Source organism: Oscillibacter sp. PEA192 (assembly GCF_003574015.1).
GTDB classification, from domain to species: Bacteria; Bacillota; Clostridia; order Oscillospirales; family Oscillospiraceae; genus Oscillibacter; species Oscillibacter welbionis.
The window spans coordinates 1,351,442-1,367,405 of the sequence record NZ_AP018532.1; the positions used below are offsets into that span (position 1 = coordinate 1,351,442).

Here is a 15,964-nt window from a genome sequence, read left to right on the forward strand (position 1 = left end):
TGCTACAAGAACCAAAGGAGGAAATTGTGTGAGTACAAGGGGACAGAAATTATAGAGGAGAGGCGTACAAAGATCATGTTCACATATTGGAAGGTATCCCGCCCAAGTACAGCGTTTCACAGATTATGGGGTGTTGAAAGGGGAAAAATAGTCTGATGATCTATGAAAGCATGCGAACATGAGATAAATATGGAAACCGGCATTTCTGGCGTAGGGGATATGACGGCGCGAAGGCGGACCACATCTTCAACGGAACAGGGGATCAAGAATCGTACTGATGGAGAAGGGGCGCACCTATATATCGGATACCGGATATAGATTGCTGTTCAAAAGGGAGCAATGCGGATACTATCTCCCTATATACAGATGGTTCCAAAACCAGCCGGAACTGCTGCCCATATTCCGCCGGAGAGGGATGAGAGGCAGGGCCTGAACCATGCGGCAAGACCGGATCGGCCGATTGCCTTTTCCGGAAGGACTCTGTGCATCTTCTGCGGCCGGGGCAACAGACTAGGGATTGGGGGAAAGATCATGCTTGTTATGCAAACTCCATCTGCGTCTCAGACAGGAAACACAGATGGAGCTGTTTCATTCGGCGGCACTATTTTTTCAGATTCCCCGTTGCCGGGTTGTCGATCAACCTGCCCTCCTCTGTAAAACGGGAGCCGTGGCAGGGGCAATCCCACGTGTGCTCCTGCGGGTTCCATTTCAACGCGCAGCCGAGATGGGGACAACGCTTGGCGGAAGGGGTCAGGAGGTTGACCACGGCCTCGAAGCCATTGACCACCAATTGGGGGCGAAGAATCGTTCTGGAGGGGGAAAACACCTCGGCATAGGGGCTCTGCTTCCCTTGGACAAGATCGCACAGGACCATGGCCGATACCATGGCGGAGGTCATTCCCCACTTGTTGAAACCGGTGGCCACATACAGGTCGGATGCGCTGGCGGAATAGGGGCCGATATAGGGAACGCCGTCCAGAGACATGCAGTCCTGGGTAGCCCAGTGGGATGTCTCCGCGGCCTTGGGATAGTGCCGCTGGGCGAAATCCCGCAGTTCCTGCCAGGCCCCGCCCTGTTTTCCGGTGCGGTGGTCTCCGCCACCTACCAGCAGCAAATTCTTGTAGTTGCGAAAGGACATGCCCGTCTGGGCCTCGTCCACATACATGCCGTCTACATTCGGGGCGTTTTCCAGGGCAATCACATAGGAGCGGTGCTGATACAGTTTGGCAAAGAAGCTGCCGTGCTTATTCAAAAAGGGAAAGTGGGTGGCTACAATTATTTTGTTTGCCGTGACTTTTCCATAATCCGTAATTGCAGTTGTTCCGACCAGCTCCCGCACCGGCGTGTGCTCGCAGATGTGCAGGCTCTTTGAAATCGCGGCGATCCATTTCAGCGGATGAAACTGGGCCTGGTTTGGATATCGAACTGCTCCGGCCACAGGGAAGGGGAGGGGGAGGCGGTCTGTAAATTCCCCAGGAACCCCCAGTTTTTCCAGGGCATCCAGCTCCCGTTCGATTTTCCGGCGGTCATTCAGAGAGTACACATAGGCGGTCTTTTCTTCAAAGTCGCAGTCCATGCCGCGGCACAGCTCCCGGTACTTCTGAAGGGCCGCTTCATTGGCATCAAGGTACTGTTTGGCCTGGCCAGCTCCAAATTTACGGATCAGCTTGTCATAGATCAGGCCGTGCTGGGAGGTGATTTTGGCGGTGGTGTTTTTGGTGATCCCGCCGCCGATCGTCTCAGCTTCCAAGAGCAGATAGAGGACTCCGGCCTGGTGCAGCAGATATGCACATAAAACCCCCGCTATCCCCCCGCCGATAATCAATACATCGGTCTTTGCATCCTGCTCCAGATGACAAAACCCTGTATGTCCGGACGTCTGTTCCCACAATGACTCCATATACGATCCTCCAAATGCGTAATTTAGAAATAGTGTTCTCCAAATCACGGGAACAATATGTGGAGGTTCGACACGATGGCTCTGGATGGAAGGGCGAGCCAACGGCTCCGATGTACACGCTCACCCTGTACCGACGGAAAGACTCCGCAGATTGAAAGCCGTCATTTGCGCTTCCGCCATCCGGAAATTCCAGATGCAAGGAACAGCACTCAGCCCCAGGCAGACACAGATCTGGACGGCGCATGGGAGATGCTTTTGAAAAATCCGGCCAAAACGCAGCGCAGCGGCGCAAAGGCGGCGTTGTCCTGGAGCCTCATAAAAATTCCTTCCCGAAAAATAGTCTTGTGTTTGTGCTGCCGGTCAGCTTTGCTGTGCTTCCTGCTGCTTGCGGATATGAAAGCGGAGGCAGTCCAGACGCTCCAGCTGCGGCCTGATATACTGAATCGAAAGATGGAAAGCTGTCCCGACACAATCCGCCTCCGCAGCTGTCAATTCTTTGATAACTCTGGCCGGAAGCCCGGGCAATTCCTCTCTGGAGATACAGTGGCTCTATAAAGAGCTGCTGAAAAAGGAGGACGTTCAAAGCAAAGAGAACCGCTGTAAAGCAAAAAGACTTGTATGCAAAACAGTGCGGAATCTTCGCCAAATGCCGTCCCCCGCCATGGAAGTAGAGGCGGAACAGTCGCTCATCCGAACAACCCCGGCCAAGAGCTGCGCACACTGCGAAAGGTGGAGCGCAGGAGGTGAAGGACCTGACACCGGATCAGCTGACAGCGTTTTTTCAGAAGGCCGGGAAAAGCGGCGTGTATGAACGCTGCTACATGGACCTGGACAACCGGCCTGCGGCGGGGAGAGCTGTTGGGATTAAAATGGACAGGCATTGACTTCCAGAGAAAAACGCTCCGTATCCAGCGGCGTATCGCCCGGCAGAACGGGGGAAACGTGAAAACAGTCTCTGGAATGATGGGCCATTACAGCGCCGGATTCACGCTGGACACCTACGCCCACGTCACCAAAGACACCCAGATCCAGGCGGTAAACACGGTCAGCGGCATCCTGACAGCAGCGAGGAACTGATAGTAATGGTAGAAGTAGCCTGAAATTTCACCGGCCTGTGGCGTGATATGGGCAGAGACGAAGCGGGGGAAGGACCGGAGAAAAACAGAGAAGCCTGTGTTCTTAGAGAACACAGGCTTCTTGCTGGTACGCCCTGAGGGATTCGAACCCCCGGCCTTCTGGTCCGTAGCCAGACGCTCTATCCAGCTGAGCTAAGGGCGCACATCCTGTCCTGCCGGACAGCTTTATTATAATAGCATGTCTGATTTCAAAATGCAAGAGTTTTTTTGGATTTTTTATGTTAATTTTCAAACCCTTGTAAACGCCGGGGTTCTGTGCTAAAGTGGAGTTAAAGTTTTCATTCGGGAAAGAGAGAAGCGGACCATGGAGAACTACGCATTCAAAAGCGTCGCGTTCGGCGGATTCGACAAGCAGGATGTGATCCACTATATTGAGCAGACTGCCAAGGAGGCCGCCGCCGTCCAGGAGAGGCTGCAGAAGGAGAACGAGGACCTGCAGACAGAGGCGGACAGCCTGCGGACCCAGGTCCGGGAGCTGCAGACGCGGCTGGAGACGGAGACCGCCCTCCGGGAGCAGGCCCAGTCCGAGCTGGAGCAGGAGCGCACAGCCCGGCAGGGGCTGGAGGCATTCAAGCCGGAGGCTGAACGGCTGGCCGCTGAGCTGGAGCGGCTCCGGCCGGAGGCGGAGGCCTACGCCCAGTTCCGGGACCGGGTGGGGGACATCGAGTGCGACGCCCACAAACGGGCCGCTGAGCTGGAGGCGTCCACCACCGCCAGGCTGCGCCGCACGGTGGAGCTGTTCCGGGCCCAGTATGTGACGCTGATGTCCTCCTTCGAGTCCACCGCCTCCCATGTGACGGCGGAGCTGCGGAAAGTTGAGGTCAACCTGTCTCAGCTGCCCCGGGCGATGGACCAGGCGGGGACAGAACTGAACGAGCTGGCCGCCCTGCTGGACCGGAGCACTAAGAAAGAGGAAAAAGAGCCGCGGGGTTGAGCACCGCCGGATCTGAACGCTCGAATGGTGAGCCGGTCGAAAAACATGCATTGGTCAAAGCCGGATTGAGCCCGCAGATCGACCGCAAAGACTTGGGCGCACTCCGCGGATAATTGCCCCCGAAGCTGCCTAAGATAAGACGAACGGGGAGACTGCCCTGGAAAGGAACGACGCGCTATAGACGACCATCCGGGTATTCCTGCCGCCGGCAAGCGGCGGCAGGGAGGCCCTGAAGCCATCCATTTCGCATAGAGAAGCCCCATGACAGGAAAGAGGTGAAGAAGATGCCACTGGAAGTCATCGAGAACATCACACGCGTGGAGGCGGATAACCGGGAGCGCAAGGCCTCCGCAGAAGCAAAGGCGAAACAGATCGTCGCCGATGCACAGCGGGACGGTCTTGCGCTCTTGCAGCAGACGCGGGCTGCCGCTGCGGACCGGGGGCGGGAGCTGCTCCGTCAGGCGGAGGCAAGAGCTGCGGCCAGAGGAGACGAGATCGGGCAAGAAGCCCAGGCGGAGGCGGAGCGCCTGCGCCGTGAGGCGGAGAAGCGGCTGGACATGGCTGCCGATCTCATTGTCGGAAGGGTTGTGAAAGACTGACATGGCCATTGTAAAGATGAAGAGGCTCCGGGTGATCGCCATGGCAGCCTGCCGGGAAGAGCTGCTGGGGCAGCTCCAGCGGCTGGGCTGTGTGGAGATCCGGGAGCCGGAGACCGCCGGGGAGGACTGGTCCGGCCTGCTGGAGCGGGAGAGCTCCCGCCTGGCGGAGGCCAAAGGCGCCCTGGCGGAGGTGAACACCGCCCTGGCCGCCATGCGGCGGTACGGACAGGTGAAGGACGGGCTGTTTGTCAAGCGCAGGCTCGTCACAGAGAAGGAGTTTCTGGGCGGTGGACTGGAGGCGCAGGCCAAAACCGTCACCCAAGACGTGGGGGAGCGGCTGCGGACCCTTTCCGGGATCCAGACCGAGATGTCCCGCCTTCAGGCTCGCCGGGCAGGGCTGCTGCCCTGGCAGGATCTGGACCTGCCGCTGGAGGCGGAGGGAACGGAGCACGTGCTCTCCCGCCTGGGGACCTGCCCCGCGGGAACGGACGTGGGCGCCCTGCGGCTAGAGTTGGAGGCGCTGCCTGCGGAGCTGCTGGAGATCAGCGCCGACAAGCAGCAGCGATACCTGCTGCTCCTCTGCCACCGGGCGGCGGAGGAGCCGGTAATGGAGGTCCTGCGGGCCCACGGCTTCAGCGCGGCTGCTTTTCCGGGGGTCACCGGCACGGCGGCAGCGGATCTGAAGCAGACCGACCGGCAGCTGGAGGAGCTCCAGCGCAGGCGGGAGGAGGCCGAGGCGGCCATTGCGGAGAGCGCCCGGGAGCGGGACACCCTGCGGACCTACGCGGACCGGCTGACAGCGGAGACCGCTCGGGAGAGCGCGGCGGAGCGGCTGCTTACCGACGGGACCATTGTCTTCTTCGAGGGATGGGCCCCGGCGGAGCGCATGGCGGACGTGAGCGCCCTGCTGGAGCGCCTGGGCTGTGCCTGGGAGGCGGCGGATCCCGCGCCGGAGGAGTATCCGGAGGTGCCGGTGAAGCTGAAGAACAACTGTCTGACCCGGCCGCTGAACATGGTGACGGAGATGTACTCCCTGCCTGCCTATGACAATGTGGACCCCAACCCCCTCATGGCGCCGTTTTTCATCCTCTTCTACGGCGTGATGATGGCGGATATGGGATACGGACTGCTGATGATGCTGGCCTCCGTCTTTGTCCTGCGGACATACCGCCCGAAGGGAACGATGCAGCACTTCTTCGGCCTGCTGGGCCTGTGCGGCATCAGCACCTTTGTGATGGGCGCCCTGACAGGCGGTTTCTTCGGCGATTTCCTCACCCAGCTGGCCCAGCTGATCCACCCGGAGAGCACGTTCGCCCTGCCAGCCCTGTTCACGCCGCTGGACGACACGCTGATGATTCTGGTGGGCGCCATGTGCCTGGGCTTTGTCCAGATCCTCACCGGCATGGTGATCAGCGTGGTAGGGAAACTGAAGCGCGGACAGTTCCTGGACGCGTTCTGGGAGGAGATCACCTGGTGGGTGGTCTTCGCCGGAATCGCGCTGGCAGTGCTGGGGGTGACGAACCTGGTGCTGTATGCGGGCATCGTGCTGGTGGTGGCCGGGCCTGTCATCAACGGAAAGGGATTCGGGAAGATCACCGGGATCTTCGGCTCCCTGTACAACCACGTGACCGGCTATTTCGGGGACATCCTGTCCTACTCCCGGCTGATGGCCCTGATGCTGTCCGGCAGCGTCATCGCTCAGGTGTTCAACACCTTGGGCGCCATCCCCGGCAACGTGGTGGTGTTCTTCATCGTCTCCATGGCGGGAAACGCCCTGAACTTCGCGCTGAATCTGCTGGGCTGCTACGTCCATGACCTGCGGCTCCAGTGCCTGGAGTTCTTTAAAAACTTCTATCAGGACGGCGGAAAGCCCTTCCGCCCCCTGGCGGTGGATACAAAATACGTGGATATTCAAAAAGACTGAGGAGGAATCGAGATATGGAGTTCTTTGAGGCATTCGGCGGTTTGGCATTGGGTCTGCTGGGCGCTGGTCTGGCAGCGGTCCTCTCGGGCATCGGGTCGGCCAAAGGCACCGGCATCGCAGGCGAGGCGGGCACGGGGCTTCTGTGCCAGGATCCCAGCAAGTTCGGCAAGGTGATGATCCTCCAGGTGATCCCCGGCACCCAGGGTCTGTACGGCCTGGTGGTGTGGTTTTTCGCGGTGTTCCGCATGGGGCTGCTGGACGGCACCGCCTTTGATATGACCGTGCAGGAGGGGCTGCGGTATTTCGTGGCCTGCCTGCCCATGGCGTTGGGCGGCCTGTTCTCTGCCATCGCCCAGGGCCGCGTGGCCGCCGGGTCCATCAACCTGCTGGCCAAGAAGCCCGACGACTGGTCCAAGGGCATGGTGCTGTGCATCACGGTGGAGTTCTACGCGATCCTGTCCCTGCTGGCCTCCATGCTCATGATTATCAACATCAGCGGCTGACCCTGGAGAAAGGGGACAGAGTATGAACGGTATCGACAAGATCACACAGCGGATCGGCGCGGACACCCAGGCGGAGATCGACCGCATCCTGGCGGACGCCGCCGCCCAGGCGGAGGCCGCGGCCGACAAGTTCCGCACCCAGGCGGAGGCCGAGGACCGGGACCTGCTGGCAAAGAGCGAGAGGACCGCGGCGGAGCGGGAGGAGCGCCTTGTCAGCGCCGCCCAGATGGAGGCCCGGAAGACGCTTCTGACCGCCAAGCAGGAGATGGTGGAACGGGCTTACCAGCGGGCGCTGGAAAAGCTCCGTTCCCTGCCGCAGGAACAGTATGTGGAGCTGCTGGCGGCGCTGCTGGTGCGGGCGTCCTCCACCGGACGGGAGGAGGTTGTCTTCTCCACGGAGGATCGGGAGGGCGCCGGCAAGGCGGCTGTGGCCCGGGCCAACGAGCTGCTGGCCAAGGAGGCCGCGCCGGAGCTGCCCCTCGGGGACGGCGTGGTAGCCAATCTTCTGAACAAGGTGGCCGCCGGCGTCAGCGCCTTCGCGCAGGGCACGGCCATGCTGGCCGTGTCGGAGGAGACCCGCGACATCTCGGGCGGCTTCATCCTGAAGGATGGGCGCATCGAGGTCAACTGCACCTTTGACGCCCTGGTGCGCGCGGAGCGGGAGCAGACCGCCGGCGAGGTGGCGAAGCTGCTGTTCCCGGAGGCGTGAGGAAGGAGGCGTCGGTTTGGCAAAGACCATCAAGGACACCGATTACCTGGTGATCTCCGCCCGGGTGAAGGCCCTGGAGACAGGGCTTCTGACGGCGGAGCGGATGGAGCAGATCCTGGATGCCAAAAGCGGCGAGGACGCGGGGAAGCTCTTGCAGGAGTGGGGGTATCCCCAGCTGGATCCCCGGCGGCCGGAGGCCATGGACGCGGCATTGTCCGCCGTGCGGGAGGCCACCTTGGCCGACTTGGCGGAGGGAACGCCGGACGCCCGGTATATCGATCTCTTCAAAGTGAAATACGACTATCATAATGTGAAGGCCCTGCTGAAGGCGGAGGCTGTGGGCACCGCCCCGGACCGTATGCTGATGGACATGGGCCGGGTAAGCACCGCCGAACTGGCAGAGGCGGTCCGATCCCGGGAGCTGGATGGCTTGCCGGAGACGCTGGCCGCGGCCGTGGTGGAGGCCCGGGAGGTGCTGGACACCACCCGAGATCCCCAGCTCAGCGACATCGTGCTGGACCGGTGGTGCTACCGGGATATGGCGGCCCTGGCAGAGGAGACCGGCAGCGCGTTCCTCCGGGGCTATGTGGCGGTGCAGGTTGACGCAGTGAACCTGCGGACGGCGGTGCGGACGCTGCGCATGGGAAAGGGGGCGGACTTCCTCCTGGGCGCGCTGCTGGAGGGGGGAGACCTCGCTCCGGATGCGGTGGCAAAGGCCGCCTCCAGCGGGGCCGCGGGCCTGCGGGAGCTCTACGGCGCCACCCGTTTCCGCGACGCCGCGGAGGCAGGGGCAGAGGCCCTGAAGGGCGGCCCCCTGACGGCGTTTGAAAAGCTCTGTGACGACGCGGTGGGGGACTATCTGGCGGGCGCTCAGTCCGTGCCTTTCGGCGAGGCCCCTCTGGTAAGCTATCTGGCCGCACGGGAGACGGAGTACACGAACCTGCGGATCCTGCTGATGGGCCGCGCCGCCGGCATCGACCCGGCGGTGATCCGCACCCGCCTGCGGGCAAGCTATGTGTAAGGAGGCGGCGCCATGGCCACAACGTATCGGATCGCCGTGATCGGCAGCTGGGAGTCCGTCATGGGCTTTCGGGCCCTGGGACTGGAGACGTATCCCGTCACCGCCCCCGAGGAGGCCCGGGAGACCATCCGGGAGCTGGCAAAGAGCGGCGACTGCGGCATCATCTATCTGACGGAGCAGCTGGCAAAGGACCTGCCGGACGTGCTGGACCGGTATAAGGACGAGCTGCGGCCCGCCATCATCCTGATCCCCGGCCGGGAGGGCTCTCTCGGCATCGGTATGAACAACATCCAGCAGTCCATTCAGAGAGCGGTGGGCGCGGATATCCTCTGAGGAGAACAGGCTGACGCCGCTATGGCATTGCGATTTTCGACCCTGTTTGGGCCGCAATCGCGCCTCGTGTGCACACCGTCGGGCCAAGCCGGTCAGCAGGTGTTGCCGCACCTGCCGACCGGGGGCCTTCCTCGAAACAGCCCCGCTTTTCCGCCTCTGGCGGCGTTTCGGCTGTTTTCCCTGAGATGTGCCGGCGGGCGAACCCGCCTGCGCTGAATTCCCGCGCCGGTCTGCACCCAAGGGGATTTCCGCGCCGCTTCCAGCGGCTTGGGCGCGGACTGGTGGACGCCGCCCCAGGCGGCTGAGTCGGGGATTGTTCACCGCATACACGCTGCGGCGGACATGATGAATATTTTTCTTTTGCCTTACGGTGGGAGAACTGGAAAAACCGCGGGTTTTTCCGGGCACTATTTCTTGGCTCCGGCGGTTCGCGCCGGAGGTCCTTCCGGCGAAACTGGTGTGAAAGAAGGTTGAGCGAGTTTGAGCGGTAAGATTGTGAAGGTATCCGGACCGCTGGTGGTGGCCACGGGCCTGGCGGACGCCAATATGTCCGACGTGGTCCGCGTCGGCCCCCAGCGGCTGATCGGCGAGATTTTGACGATGAAGGGGGACTCCGCCTCCATCCAGGTGTACGAGGAGACCTCCGGCCTGGGACCGGGGGCGGAGGTGGTCACCACCGGCGCTCCCATGAGCGTGGAGCTGGGCCCCGGCATGATCGAGGGCATCTATGACGGTATCCAGCGGCCGCTGGAGAAGATCGTGGAGAAGGTGGGTGCCAACATCACCCGGGGCGTGGAGGTCCCCGCCCTGGACCGGGAGAAGAAGTGGGACTTCACCGCCGTGGTCACCCCCGGCACAAAGGTGGAGGGCGGCGACGTGATTGGCACCGTGCCGGAGACGCCGGTGGTGCTCCACAAGATCATGGTGCCTCCCAACATGAGCGGCACCATTACGGACATCAGGAGCGGCTCCTTCACCGTGGAGGAGACCGTGGCCACCCTGCGCACTGACAAGGGGGAGGACGTGCCCCTGACCATGGTGCAGAAGTGGCCGGTCCGGATCGGGCGGCCCTACAAGCACAAATATCCCCCCAAGCGGCCGCTGTGCTCCGGCCAGCGGGTCATTGACACCCTGTTCCCCATTGCCAAGGGCGGCACCGCCGCCGTGCCCGGGCCCTTCGGCTCCGGCAAGACTGTGGTGCAGCACCAGCTGGCCAAGTGGGCGGATGTGGACATCGTGGTCTACATCGGCTGCGGCGAGCGGGGCAACGAGATGACCGACGTGCTCCGGGAGTTCCCGGAGCTGAAGGACCCCCGCACCGGGGAGTCCCTGATGAAGCGGACGGTGCTGATCGCCAACACCTCCGACATGCCCGTGGCCGCCCGTGAGGCGTCGGTCTACACGGGCATCACCATCGCGGAGTACTTCCGGGACATGGGCTACGACGTGGCGGTCATCGCTGACTCCACCTCCCGCTGGGCGGAGGCCCTGCGCGAGATGTCCGGCCGGCTGGAGGAGATGCCCGGCGAGGAGGGGTACCCCGCGTACCTTGCCTCCCGCCTGGCCCAGTTCTACGAGCGGGCCGGCAGCGTGGCCTGCATCGGCTCCGATGACCGCCGGGGCAGCCTCACCGCCGTGGGCGCCGTGTCGCCGCCGGGCGGCGACCTGTCCGAGCCCGTGGCGCAGGCCACCATGCGGATTGTCAAGGTCTTCTGGGCCCTGGATTCGTCCCTGGCCTACAAGCGCCATTTCCCGGCCATCAACTGGCTGAACTCCTACTCCCTGTATCTGGACTCCCTGAAGCCTTGGTTTGACGAGAACCTGGGACCGGAGTTCCTGGAGGACCGGGCCAGCGCCATGAGCATCCTCCAGAGTGAGGCCAGCCTGAACGAGATCGTCCAGCTGGTGGGCAAGGACGCCCTGTCCCCGGCGGACCAGCTGACGCTGGAGGTGGCGCGGATGGTGCGGGAGGACTTCCTGCAGCAGAACGCCTTTGCGGATGTGGACAGCTTCTCCAGCTACGACCGGCAGGAAAAGCTGCTGGCCATGGTCCTGCGGTACGACCGGCTGTGCCGGGAGGCCATCTCCAAGGGCGCGCCGGTGGCGAAGCTCTTCGCCGTTCCGTCCCGTGAGAAGATCGGCCGGGCCAAGAGCGTGCCGGCTGAGGAGTACCAGCAGGTCTACCAGCAGATCTCCGCGGAGATGGAGCAGGAGATCACCGCCATTGCGGAGGAAGGAGGAGAGGACGCATGATCCGGGAATACAGAACGGTAGAGGAGATCGCTAGTCCTCTGATGATCGTCCGCATGGTGGACGGCGTCACCTATGACGAGCTGGTGGAGGTGGAGCTCCACGACGGCTCCGTCCGCCGGGGCCAGGTGCTGGAGGTCAACGGCGACACCGCGGTGGTGCAGCTGTTCGAGTCCGCCGCCGGCATCAATCTGGCGGACGCCAAGGTCCGCTTCCTGGGCCATCCGCTGCAGCTGGGCGTGTCCGCCGATATGCTGGGACGGGTGTTCAACGGCATGGGCCGGCCCATCGACGGCGGGCCGGAGATCCTGGCGGAGGAGTACCGGGACATCAACGGCCTGCCCATGAACCCGGCGGCCCGGGACTACCCCAACGAGTTCATCCAGACCGGCGTCAGCACCATCGACGGGCTGAACACCCTGGTCCGCGGGCAGAAGCTGCCCATCTTCTCCGGCTCCGGTCTGCCCCACGCCAATCTGGCGGCCCAGATCGCCCGGCAGGCCAAGGTGATCGGAGACGACACCTCCAAGTTTGCCGTGGTGTTCGCCGCCATCGGCATCACCTTTGAGGAGTCGGAGTTCTTCGTCAGCGAGTTCAAGCGCACCGGCGCCATCGACCGGACGGTCATGTTTTCGAACCTGGCCAACGACCCGGCGGTGGAGCGCATCGCCACCCCCCGGATGGCCCTGACCGCCGCGGAGTATCTGGCCTTTGAGAAGGATATGCACGTGCTGGTCATCATGACTGACATCACCAACTACGCCGAGGCATTGCGGGAGGTCTCCGCCGCCAAGAAGGAGGTCCCCGGCCGCCGCGGCTTCCCCGGGTATCTGTACACGAACCTGGCCACCATCTACGAGCGGGCCGGCCGCCAGCTGGGGAAGAAGGGCTCCATCACGCTGATCCCCATTCTGACCATGCCGGAGGATGACAAGACCCACCCGATCCCCGACCTGACGGGTTATATCACCGAGGGGCAGATCATCCTCAGCCGGGAGCTGTACCGCAAGGGCATCCACCCGCCGGTGGACGTGCTGCCGTCTCTGAGCCGTCTGAAGGACAAGGGCATCGGCGAGGGCAAGACCCGGGAAGACCACTCCGGCACCATGAACCAGCTGTTCGCGGCCTACTCCACCGGCAAGGACAACAAGGAATTGATGTCCATTCTGGGCGAGGCGGCTCTGACGCCCACGGACCTGCTGTACGCCAAATTCGCCGACGAGTTTGAGAAGCGGTATGTGAACCAGGGCTACGAGGAGAACCGTTCCATCCAGGAGACGCTGGATCTGGGCTGGGAGCTGCTGAGTATCCTGCCCAAGAGCGAGCTGAAGCGGATCAAGCCGGAGTATATCGAAAAGTACTGGCCCAAGAAGGAGCTGTGAGCCCCTTCCGGGGACCCCGGGATTTTGGCGGCCGCCCTCTCTTGGCTGCGGCCCATGATGAGGATTTGCCGCGCGTCTGCTGCGGCGCGGAGGCGCCGGGCCGCTGACCGCGGGCCCCCAGGCCAGGATGGAAAGAAGGCGATTGACAGATGCCCAATATCACGGTCAACCCCACCCGGATGGAGCTCACCCGCCTCAAGGGCAAGCTCCGCACTGCCCAGCGGGGCCACAAGCTGCTGAAAGACAAGCGCGACGAGCTGATGAAGCAGTTTCTGGACACGGTGCGGGAGGTCCGCGCTCTGCGGCAGGAGGTGGAGGAGGAGCTGATGACAGTCCACGGCGCCTTCACCGTGGCCTCCGCGCTCATGAGTTCCCAGGCGCTGGAACAGGCGCTGCTGGACCCCAAGCAGAGTGTGAAGCTGACGCAGACCACCAAAAATATCATGTCGGTTAACGTGCCGGTGTATGATTTCCAGACGCAGACCCGGTCTGACGCGGACATCTACCCTTACGGGTTCGCGGCCACCTCCGGCGAGCTGGACACGGCCGTGGACGCCCTGGGAAAGGTGTTCCGGAAGATGCTGAAGCTGGCGGAAGTGGAGAAATCCGCCCAGTTGATGGCGGAGGAGATCGAAAAGACCCGCCGCCGGGTGAACGCTCTGGAGTACGTGGTGATCCCAAACACCCAGGACGCCATCCGGTATATCACCATGAAGCTGGACGAGAACGACCGGGCCACCACCACCCGTTTGATGAAGGTGAAGGATATGCTGCTGCAGCAGTCCATCGAGGAACAGCGGCAGCGGGACGCGGAAGTGCTGGAGCGGTTCCGGGAGGCTTGACGAAATACGCAAAGCGGTGTAGGATAATAACGCTACACCGCTTTGCTGCGTTTAACGCGTTAGAAAGGAAGAAAAGCAACTATGCATTGCGTGACAAACATCCACGAGGACCTGTACTGGCTGGGAGGCTCTGACCGGCAGCTGGCGAAGTTTGAGAATGTGTTTCCCATTCCCCGGGGCGTCAGCTATAACGCCTATCTGGTGCTGGATGAGAAGACCGTCCTGCTGGACACGGTGGACAAGGCCGTGGGGGAGCGGTTCTTCGAGAACCTGGAGTTTGCCCTGGCCGGCCGGCCCCTGGACTATGTGGTGGTGAATCACATGGAGCCGGACCACTGCGCCACCCTGGGCGAGCTGCTGCGCCGCTGGCCGGGCGCCCAGGTGGTGGCCAACGCCAAGACTGTCCCCATGGTCAGCCAGTTTTTTGACTGTGATATCTCCAACCGGGCTGTGGTGGTGAAGGAGGGGGATACCCTCTGCACCGGCCGCCACACCTTCACCTTCCTGATGGCCCCCATGGTCCACTGGCCGGAGGTGATGGTGACCTATGACGCCGCCGACAAGGTGCTGTTCTCCGCCGACGCCTTCGGCACCTTCGGCGCCCTGAACGGCAACATCTTTGCCGATCAGGTGGACTTTGAGCGGGATTGGCTGGACGATGCCCGCCGCTACTACACCAACATCGTGGGCAAGTACGGTGCCCAGGTCCAGTCCCTGCTGAAGCGGGCCGCCGGGATGGAGATCCAGATGATCTGTCCCCTCCACGGTCCCATCTGGCGGGAGAATCTGGAGTGGTTCCTGGAGAAATACCAGCGCTGGAGCACCTACACCCCCGAAGATCGGGGCGTGGCCATCTTCTGCGGCTCCATCTACGGCCACACGGAGAACGCCGCGGAGATCCTGGCCGCCCGCCTGGCAGAGAGGGGCGTAAAGAACATCGCCCTGTACGACGTGTCCCATACGGACGTGTCCTACCTTGTCAGCGAGGCCTTCCGGTGCAGCCATCTGGTGCTGGCTTCCGCTACATATAACGGGGAGATCTACACCCCTATGGAGAACTTCCTGCGGGATCTGGCCTGCCACGGTCTCCGGGGCCGTTCCGTGGCCCTGATCGAGAACGGCACCTGGGCCGCCCGCTCCGGGATGCTGATGACCAAGCTCCTGGAGGAGATGAAAGAGATGCGGGTGATGGAGGGGACCGTGACGCTGAAGTCCTCTGTCAAGGAGGCCCAGCGCCGGGGGCTGGAGTCCTTGGCGGACGCCATTGCCGACGAGCTGCTCCACTGAGAGGATGAGAAAATACCCCTGCCGGAGTTCCGGTGGGGGCATTTTCCGTTTCAAAGGCCCGAAAGGGGCGGAAAAAGCCGCCCGCCGTGATCTGCGGCGGGCGGCTTTTCTGTATGGTAACTTTACTTTACAACAGCGTGATACCAGCATCTTCACATGTTTTCGTGGTGTCAGCATCCCACAGGCTCACCTGAACCTCGCCAATGTGGCAGGTGCCGATCAGCAGCATGCACAGCCGGGACTGGCCAATGCCGCCGCCGATGGACTGGGGCAGCTGGCCGTTCAGCAGCATCTTGTGGAAGGGCAGCTCCCGGCGCTGGTTGCAGTTCGCGGCGGTCAGCTGGCGGTCCAGAGCCGCGGCGTCCACCCGGATGCCCATGGAGGACAGTTCGAAGCTCCGCTCCAGAATGGGGTTCCACATGAGGATATCGCCGTTCAGCTCCCAATCGTCGTAGTCGGGAGCGCGGCCGTCATGGCGCTTGCCGGAGGCCAGGGTCTTGCCGATCTGCATCAGAAACACGGTGTGATGCTTGCGGCAGATCTCCACCTCCCGCTCGTTGGGCGTCAGGTCGGGATAGCGGTCCTCCAGCTCCTGGGTGGTGATGAAGTACACGTCCCGGTCCGGCTTGAAGGTCAGGGCAGGGAAGGCGTTGCGCAGGGCAGCGGAGGTGTCGCAGATGGCGCCCACGATGTCGCGCACCGTCTCCTTCAGGTACAGCACGTTCCGGTCTTTGGGAGAGATATGCTTCTCCCAGTCCCACTGGTCCACATAGATGGAGTGGAGGTTGTCCACCTCCTCGTCCCGCCGGATGGCGTTCATGTTGGTGTAGAGGCCCGTTCCCTCGGGGAACTCGTACCGCTTCAGGGCCAGGCGCTTCCATTTGGCCAGGGAGTGGACCACCTGGCCGTCGGTGCCCACATCGGGGATGTCAAAGGAGACAGGGCGCTCCACGCCGTTCAGGTCATCGTTCAGGCCGGTGCGGCCGTCCACGAACAGGGGGGCGGAGACCCGGTGCAGGTTCAGGCGCACACAAAGGCTGTGCTGAAACTCCTGGTGGATCAGCTCGATGGCCCGCTGGAGCTCGTTGTTGCTGAGGGGCATCCGGTAGCCGGAGGGGATGGTGGTTTTACTCATAGTCGGAAA

14 protein-coding genes, 1 tRNA gene and 1 pseudogene are annotated in these 15,964 nt (G+C 62.6%); 13 read left to right on the forward strand and 3 right to left on the reverse strand.

The window, feature by feature from the left end; all coding sequences use genetic code 11:
* Positions 1-18 precede the first annotated feature (18 nt).
* Positions 19-221: pseudogene (gene tnpA / locus DN611_RS17280) on the forward strand (IS200/IS605 family transposase); the annotation flags it as partial.
* Positions 222-601: 380 nt separating this feature from the next.
* Here tnpA and DN611_RS06470 read toward each other — a convergent pair.
* Positions 602-1,900 carry an FAD-dependent oxidoreductase gene (locus tag DN611_RS06470; RefSeq protein ID WP_119310921.1) on the reverse strand — a complete coding sequence of 433 codons (1,299 nt, stop codon included), beginning with the start codon at positions 1,898-1,900 and terminating at the stop codon, positions 602-604.
* Positions 1,901-2,707: 807 nt separating this feature from the next.
* On the opposite strand from DN611_RS06470, the gene DN611_RS06480 reads away from it, so the two are divergent.
* A complete protein-coding gene (locus DN611_RS06480) occupies positions 2,708-2,977 on the forward strand; it encodes a tyrosine-type recombinase/integrase (RefSeq protein ID WP_119310923.1) in 270 nt (89 codons plus the stop codon).
* Between the two features lie 124 nt (positions 2,978-3,101).
* Here DN611_RS06480 and DN611_RS06485 read toward each other — a convergent pair.
* A tRNA-Arg gene (locus tag DN611_RS06485) sits at positions 3,102-3,178 on the reverse strand.
* A gap of 162 nt (positions 3,179-3,340) precedes the next feature.
* Between DN611_RS06485 and DN611_RS06490 the strand changes: the two genes are divergently transcribed.
* The 11 genes from DN611_RS06490 to DN611_RS06540 all read left to right on the forward strand — a co-directional run bounded on the left by DN611_RS06490 (position 3,341) and on the right by DN611_RS06540 (position 14,820).
* Positions 3,341-3,970 carry a hypothetical protein gene (locus tag DN611_RS06490; RefSeq protein ID WP_025544356.1) on the forward strand — a complete coding sequence of 210 codons (630 nt, stop codon included), beginning with the start codon at positions 3,341-3,343 and terminating at the stop codon, positions 3,968-3,970.
* Between the two features lie 284 nt (positions 3,971-4,254).
* Positions 4,255-4,569, forward strand: a complete 315-nt coding sequence (locus DN611_RS06495; protein WP_021751481.1) for a hypothetical protein — start codon at positions 4,255-4,257, stop codon at positions 4,567-4,569.
* 1 nt (position 4,570) lies between these two features.
* Positions 4,571-6,493, forward strand: a complete 1,923-nt coding sequence (locus DN611_RS06500) for a V-type ATP synthase subunit I (protein ID WP_119310924.1) — start codon at positions 4,571-4,573, stop codon at positions 6,491-6,493.
* Between the two features lie 14 nt (positions 6,494-6,507).
* The gene (locus DN611_RS06505) at positions 6,508-6,996 is read left to right on the forward strand and encodes a V-type ATP synthase subunit K (RefSeq protein WP_021751479.1); all 489 of its coding nucleotides are present in this window, start codon (positions 6,508-6,510) and stop codon (positions 6,994-6,996) included.
* 22 nt (positions 6,997-7,018) lie between these two features.
* Positions 7,019-7,705, forward strand: a complete 687-nt coding sequence (locus DN611_RS06510) for a V-type ATP synthase subunit E (RefSeq protein WP_119310925.1) — start codon at positions 7,019-7,021, stop codon at positions 7,703-7,705.
* Positions 7,706-7,721: 16 nt separating this feature from the next.
* Positions 7,722-8,726 carry a V-type ATPase subunit gene (locus DN611_RS06515; protein WP_119310926.1) on the forward strand — a complete coding sequence of 335 codons (1,005 nt, stop codon included), beginning with the start codon at positions 7,722-7,724 and terminating at the stop codon, positions 8,724-8,726.
* Positions 8,727-8,738: 12 nt separating this feature from the next.
* Positions 8,739-9,059 carry a V-type ATP synthase subunit F gene (locus DN611_RS06520; protein ID WP_021751476.1) on the forward strand — a complete coding sequence of 107 codons (321 nt, stop codon included), beginning with the start codon at positions 8,739-8,741 and terminating at the stop codon, positions 9,057-9,059.
* A gap of 480 nt (positions 9,060-9,539) precedes the next feature.
* Complete coding sequence (locus DN611_RS06525) at positions 9,540-11,312, forward strand: V-type ATP synthase subunit A (RefSeq protein ID WP_021751474.1); 1,773 nt, start codon at positions 9,540-9,542, stop codon at positions 11,310-11,312.
* Positions 11,309-12,691 (forward strand): V-type ATP synthase subunit B, encoded by a 1,383-nt coding sequence (locus DN611_RS06530; protein ID WP_021751473.1) that lies wholly within the window; start codon positions 11,309-11,311, stop codon positions 12,689-12,691. Before DN611_RS06525 ends, DN611_RS06530 begins: the two co-directional genes overlap by 4 nt.
* A 149-nt stretch (positions 12,692-12,840) precedes the next feature.
* Positions 12,841-13,533: a V-type ATP synthase subunit D gene (locus DN611_RS06535; protein ID WP_021751472.1), complete on the forward strand. Its 693-nt coding sequence runs from the start codon at positions 12,841-12,843 to the stop codon at positions 13,531-13,533.
* Between the two features lie 81 nt (positions 13,534-13,614).
* Positions 13,615-14,820, forward strand: a complete 1,206-nt coding sequence (locus DN611_RS06540) for an FprA family A-type flavoprotein (RefSeq protein WP_025545248.1) — start codon at positions 13,615-13,617, stop codon at positions 14,818-14,820.
* Between the two features lie 127 nt (positions 14,821-14,947).
* Here DN611_RS06540 and asnA read toward each other — a convergent pair whose 3' ends face one another.
* The gene (gene asnA / locus DN611_RS06545; protein ID WP_119310927.1) at positions 14,948-15,955 is read right to left on the reverse strand and encodes an aspartate--ammonia ligase; all 1,008 of its coding nucleotides are present in this window, start codon (positions 15,953-15,955) and stop codon (positions 14,948-14,950) included.
* Between the last annotated feature and the right edge of the window lie 9 nt (positions 15,956-15,964).